This window comes from Mycobacterium sp. IDUB_19, from assembly GCF_055419445.1.
Genome location: NZ_JBVAXR010000084.1, coordinates 1 through 5,492 on the forward strand (window position 1 = coordinate 1; position 5,492 = coordinate 5,492).

6 protein-coding genes and 1 pseudogene are annotated in these 5,492 nt (G+C 63.6%); 1 reads left to right on the forward strand and 6 read right to left on the reverse strand.

The window, feature by feature from the left end; all coding sequences use genetic code 11:
- The 4 genes from ACZY0B_RS26630 to ACZY0B_RS26645 form a co-directional block, all read right to left on the reverse strand.
- Positions 1–458: DUF1254 domain-containing protein (locus ACZY0B_RS26630; protein ID WP_463767233.1), on the reverse strand; the 458-nt coding region annotated here is incomplete at its 3' end.
- 55 nt (positions 459–513) lie between these two features.
- Positions 514–2,208 carry a nitric oxide reductase activation protein NorD gene (locus ACZY0B_RS26635; RefSeq protein WP_463767234.1) on the reverse strand — a complete coding sequence of 565 codons (1,695 nt, stop codon included), beginning with the start codon at positions 2,206–2,208 and terminating at the stop codon, positions 514–516.
- A complete protein-coding gene (locus ACZY0B_RS26640) occupies positions 2,205–3,026 on the reverse strand; it encodes an AAA family ATPase (RefSeq protein ID WP_463767235.1) in 822 nt (273 codons plus the stop codon). The genes ACZY0B_RS26635 and ACZY0B_RS26640 overlap by 4 nt, the downstream gene beginning before the upstream one ends.
- Position 3,027: 1 nt before the next feature.
- Positions 3,028–4,197 carry a spirocyclase AveC family protein gene (locus ACZY0B_RS26645; protein WP_463767236.1) on the reverse strand — a complete coding sequence of 390 codons (1,170 nt, stop codon included), beginning with the start codon at positions 4,195–4,197 and terminating at the stop codon, positions 3,028–3,030.
- Between the two features lie 96 nt (positions 4,198–4,293).
- Here ACZY0B_RS26645 and ACZY0B_RS26650 point away from each other — a divergent pair, with 96 nt between their 5' ends.
- Complete coding sequence (locus ACZY0B_RS26650; RefSeq protein WP_463767237.1) at positions 4,294–4,896, forward strand: TetR/AcrR family transcriptional regulator; 603 nt, start codon at positions 4,294–4,296, stop codon at positions 4,894–4,896.
- Here ACZY0B_RS26650 and ACZY0B_RS26655 read toward each other — a convergent pair.
- Both ACZY0B_RS26655 and ACZY0B_RS26660 read right to left on the reverse strand, forming a co-directional pair.
- On the reverse strand, positions 4,883–5,308 hold the full coding sequence (locus ACZY0B_RS26655; RefSeq protein WP_463767238.1) for a lipocalin-like domain-containing protein: 426 nt from the start codon (positions 5,306–5,308) through the stop codon (positions 4,883–4,885). The two genes, ACZY0B_RS26650 and ACZY0B_RS26655, sit on opposite strands and share 14 nt — an antisense overlap.
- Positions 5,309–5,354: 46 nt before the next feature.
- Positions 5,355–5,492: pseudogene (locus tag ACZY0B_RS26660) on the reverse strand (cytochrome P450); the annotation flags it as partial.

The following is a 5,492-nucleotide window of genomic DNA, read 5'->3' on the forward strand; positions in this document are numbered from 1 at the left end:
CCGGCGTTGTCCTGACTCACCGCGACGGCGTCCTGTAGCTGATGAACAATCTTCACGTCGGCATCGTCGTTGGGATCAATCAGGGCGCGGATGAGTACGAGGACATACCGCGTGCCGATGTCATCGCGGGTAAGGGTGTGTTCGTCCTGCCCGTAGAACACCCCGGGAACATAGTGGTCTTCGTTGATCACCTGCATCGACATGAACCGGCCGGCGGGGTCGGGCAACGCTACCGTGACCGGCCCGGCGTCGAGGTCGAAGACGCCCGCCGAATACAAGGTGTCCCGGTTGGAGCGCACCACCAACTGCTTGTTCAGTGGCGTCAGCTCCCGGATGTGGGCGAATTTGCCGAACCCGCCGTCCCTGACGACATTGCCGAAATACAAGTCGCTTTCGGCCTTGGCGAAATTGTCCGGTGAGACGAGCACCGTGCTATCGGATGTCGTCGGTTCTGCCACCATTCGGACCATACGCGCAGGCCCGAGTGCGTGAAACCGGATGGCACACGTTGACTCATTCCCTCAGGAGTTTCGGCGCTGCAAGTTCTCGCAGGGTAGACAGAAACAATTGGTCCATCCGCGGGCTCAGGTCGGCCAGGGTCGAGCCACTGGCATAGCCGGCGGAGCCGAAAACGCGTTCGGGCGCGTCTTCGGCGGTGGCCGCGCCGATCGAAAGGCAAAGGCATGCAACGCCGTCCGCGCGAAGCTCTTCGAGCGCCTTTCTGGTGTCGGCTTCGGCGTAACGGCCGTCGTAGCCGTCGTCATACGGGAAACCATCCGAGAGGACGAGCAGTAGCCGGTTCGGGGTGCCGGCCTCGCTCTTGAGGATTTCACCAGCGCCGCGGATGCCAGCGCCGAGGCGGGTGTAGCCCGATGGTTGGAGCCCGTTGAGCCGGGCTCGCCCGATAGGACCGAAGCGCTGATCGAACGTCTTGATTGCAGCCAGGTGCACAGCCTGTCGGCCCTGCGATCGGAAAGCGTAGACCGCGACACGGTCGCCCAGTTCTTCGAGCGTGATGGTCAGTGTGGCGGCGGCCTTGCGCTGGTGGTCGTGCACGGCGAGTCCGTCGGGATCGGTGTCGGTCGCCGATCCCGAGGCGTCGAGCATGATGAGGACGCCCAGGTTGCGGGCGAGTTTGCGGCGTTCCTGGTAAACGTGCTCGGCCGGTGAGTGGCCGGAGCGCAGGTCGACGAACAGATCGATCAGCGCCTCGATGTCCAGCTCGTCGCCGTCGGGGCGCGCCCGCAGATTCTTGGGGCCGAGGCCGATGCGGGACAGGCGTCGCCGCAGCACCTCGTCGCGCGGAACGCCGGCGACGCTGACGTCAGTGACCTCGGCGGCCGCCGCCGCCGGAAAACTGATGACTCGGCACCACTGCGCCCGATACCGGTTGTTGTGTTCGTCCCACTCTGGATGCAGGGCGCCGTGGACGCCGACGGCAGCGCCGGGCTTGCCGCCATCCACGAATCGGATGGGGCTGGGCATCGGCCGGAAATCCGGTCCGCCCATGTGTGCCCGCCGGATAGACCCGACCCGCATCTCCGACCCGCCCGGGCTGTCGCCGGGAGAGCTTGATTTTCCAATTAGCCTGCGGAGGAAGTCCGAGACGGCCTGCGCGCTGAGCGGGCTGTTGAAGAGTTTGAGGATTTTGCTATGTTCGGATGGTTCGTCGTCGTCCTCCTCGTCCGGCTCGGGCAGGTCGTCCGGATCGAATCGCAAGTCTCCGTTGGTCGTCGGATGGTCCCCGTTGGCCGCTGCGCAGAGCGCTAGAGATGGTTTGATGACGCCGAACCACCCCGGCGGGTCAGCGATCTTTACCCGGCTTCTGGCCAACTCGAGTGACTCGTCGGCGGTGCCGGTGCTCGGTTCCATGTTGCCGGAAAGCTCGGCCGCGAGTGGAATTCTCTCGGCCAGCTCAGCGAGTACCCGGCGTCCTTCGACGGCCACGTAGCGGCGCGCTAACCATGGACGCGCCCGCAAGACCTTCACCAAACGATGATCCAGGCTTCCCGCACCCAGCAAAGCGCTCTGGATCACCACTTCGCGGCGCTGCTCGGCGAAAGAGCCGCCCGCCGAGACGAATACGACGTGTCCATTCGTGTATGCGGGCTGGCCGGCCACCGCCTCGGCAATCTCGACGGCTCGACCGGCGATGAAGGTGGCAAGAAGTCGAAAAAGGTCAGGGCTGTCCGAACCGGCAGCGGTCATGTCCGGGGTAGCACGGCATCGACGAGTTCGCCGAGCGCGCGTTGGACTTCCGAGTCATCGGAAAGCACCTGGACGATGGCCGACTGGACGGCACTGCGCAGGTTTAGGCCCTCCGCGACGAGGCAGCCGGCCAGGATCAACATCCGGGTGGACGCCACTTCGCGCAGCGGTGAGCCATGCAGATTCCTGATGGCGTTGCCGAGCGTGACCAGAGCGCGAGCTGTCTCGCTGTCGACCCCGGCCTCGTGGGTAACTACCTCGGTCTCGGTATCGGCGGGCAAGAAGTCGAGTTCGATGGCGATAAAACGTTGGCGGGTAGACTCTTTGAGGTTTTTCAGGACGCTCTGGTAGCCGGGGTTGTAAGAGATCACCAACTGGAATCCGGGCGCGGCGGGCAGCGTCGTGGCGAGCCGATCGATCGGAAGCTCACGGCGGTGATCAGCGAGCGGATGAATGACGACGATGGTGTCCTGGCGCGCCTCCACGATCTCGTCCAGGTAGCAGATGGCGCCTTCGCGCACGGCGCGCGTCAAGGGTCCGTCCACCCAGACCGTTTCTGCGCCCTTGAGCAGGAAACGGCCGACTAAATCAGCGGACGTCATGTCCTCGTGGCCCGCCACCGTGATCAGGTCTCGGCCGAGTTCGTGGGCCATCGCTTCGACGAATCGCGTCTTCCCGCATCCCGTCGGCCCTTTCAGCAGCACCGGCACACCCCGGCGGGCGGCGGCGCCAAACACTTCCACCTCCTCGGCGACAGCTCGATAAAACGGTGCCCGCGAACGCAATTCGGCCAGGTGGGGAGATCCGGTGGTCAACACCTCACCTGCCTGGTTGGAAAGGAACCGTTTTCGGAACCTCCGAACCGCCGGGCAGCACGAGCTGGCCGTCGGTGTTGACGTAGCCGGAGCGCTTTGTCGGCACCGGCAGAACGGGATTGGGGCATGGGTGGTCGGTTCCGTCACCGCAGATGCCGCCGTTGAGGTAGGAACGCTTTTGGACATCTGCGGGCCAGGGGTCGGCGTGCATGGCGACCCATTGTGCGGGGAGGTTGTAGAGGAAGAAGAAGCATGCGCTCACGGCGGCGAAGAGCGCCAGGAAGCGGGTGAGTTGCACCTTGCCGAAACCGCCTCGGACGTTGTCGAGTCCGCGCTCAACGACGGTGCGGCCGCGATCGTCGGTGAAGTAGCGCAGACAACAGAAGGCAGTCAGGACGCCGCCCCACATCAGCCCCTCGTAGATGGGCCACTGGTAGTAGGTGCCGGCATTGATCGATACCGCCCGAATCGCCCCGGGATAGACGTAGAACCCGATGGGCAAGAAGATCAAACCCTCCATGATGAAGTCGAGAAGGATGTTGAACGCGAAGGTCACACCGATCAACTTCGTATTGCTGAGATTGGGCCAGCGCGCCTTGGTCTTGCGCATCACCCAGCAGCCGATCATGACCATCAGTAGATTCCCGAATGAATAGCCGGGCACGTTCGTCAGCAGTGGTTCCACGACCTGATGTCCTGGTACCTCCGGCGATACCCAGCCGGGGATATTTGACGACCAGGAGCCGCGGTTGGGCATCCAGAGGTTGTAGGTACACCAGGTGTTCAGGTAGTTGAGCAGTGGATCCTGGAAGAAGATCAGGCCCATCGACACCATGAGGATGCCATCGAGGGTAATCCGCCGCTCGCGGCGCCACGGCCGGATGATGAACCACCACAGGGCAATTGGCAGGCCGATCCAGGCCCCGACCGCGTTCGCGATGAGCGGCACCTTCATGTACATCGGCGGATCGCTCACGCCGGGCGGTACCTGCTGGAAATAGGGCCCGGTGATCCACCGGATCCACACGTAGATCTCGAGAAGCAGCAGCACACCGCCGATGGCGGCCCAGATCTGGACGGGCTTCACTTTCGCGTGAACCGCGTTCGCGTGCTCAGCCGTTCCGCCGAGCGACTCGGTGACCACGGGCGCGCTCTTGTTCAACAGTTCGCTCACGACGCTGACTCCTCGGGTAGCCGAACGTGCGCAAATATACCTATGAGTATCTAAAAGGGGAAGTAGTTTCTGAGATTCCGTGGCACAATCGTCGGCATGGTCGAGCGTTGGACACGGGAGCGACGCCTGGAGCACACCCGTACGCTGCTCCTTGATGCCGCGGAGGAAGTATTCGCCGAAAAAGGCTTCACCCCAGCGACTCTCGACGACATAGCGCACACGGCGGGCTATACGAAAGGCGCTATCTACAAGCACTTCGCCACCAAGGAAGATCTTTTCCTGGCCGTGAGCGACCGATACTGGCGTCGCTACTTCGACAATTTCGCCGAGGTGATGTCGACGTCGAGACAGATCGGAGCGCGCGAGCTCGACGAAATCGGCAAGCGGTGGCGCCAACTCAGCCGTGATCGCGGCGCCGAGCACGCCGCGTTGGGACACGAGTTCACCCTCTACCTGCTCCGCAATCCCGACGCCCGGCAGCGGGTGGCGGTCAAGCGGGCAGAGGTCGTCGAGGCGCTGGGCAAGTTCATCGTCGACGGCATCGATCGGCTCGGGGGAACCCTGACAATGCCGGCATTGACCTTCGCGCAAGTGCTCATCGCCACCAGCGACGCCGTAGTGCTGGGCAGCGAACTAGACGATGTCGACCTCTACCGGCCGATCATCGAGATGTACACGTCGGCAATCAAACTGCCCTGACTGGCGGCCGCCGCCAGACCAATGTGCTACGAGTCGTCACGCCGGCGTCGTCGGTTCTTCTCGCCGAAAGGGTCAACAGGCCGCCGTCGACGCTGGCGTGCCGAAACTGAGGTTGCGCCAACAATTCCGGCATCATTGACACGGTGACCTCGTGGTGCAGCGTCGAGGTTTCCTCGTCGATCGAAAATCGCCCGCCGTAGGCGACGTAGCCACTCATGTCCGACTCGGCGAGTTGGGCTGACATGTGACCGTCGGCGGTATAGAGAATCAGGCCGCGCGGTGTCGTGCCAAGTGGCTGCCGGTCCTCGCCGGTGGTTTCGTTCCGGGCGACGAACGACACCAATTCCCAAGCGCCAAGGACGGCATCTCGCCGCGTGGGGTTTACGGCAAGGCGATCCTGGGCGTCGGTCACGAGTTCCATTCTCGCAGTTCGGCCCACGCGGGTTGCCGGCTGATGACTACGATGCCGGTTCGAACTCGATGGGCAGGCTTGTCGGCCCGCTCAAGCTCACCATCGGTTTCCATGGCACCGGTCCGGCGATGCGCGGGTTCACCAGCCGCTGGGACAGAACGGTCAGCGCCTCGGCGAGTTCGCG

Excerpts from the sequence above, each read along its gene's own strand:
- ACZY0B_RS26635 (WP_463767234.1), bottom strand. The coding sequence starts at position 2,208 with ATGACCGCTGCCGGTTCGGACAGCCCTGACCTTTTTCGACTTCTTGCC.
- ACZY0B_RS26650 (WP_463767237.1), top strand. The coding sequence starts at position 4,294 with ATGGTCGAGCGTTGGACACGGGAGCGACGCCTGGAGCACACCCGTACG.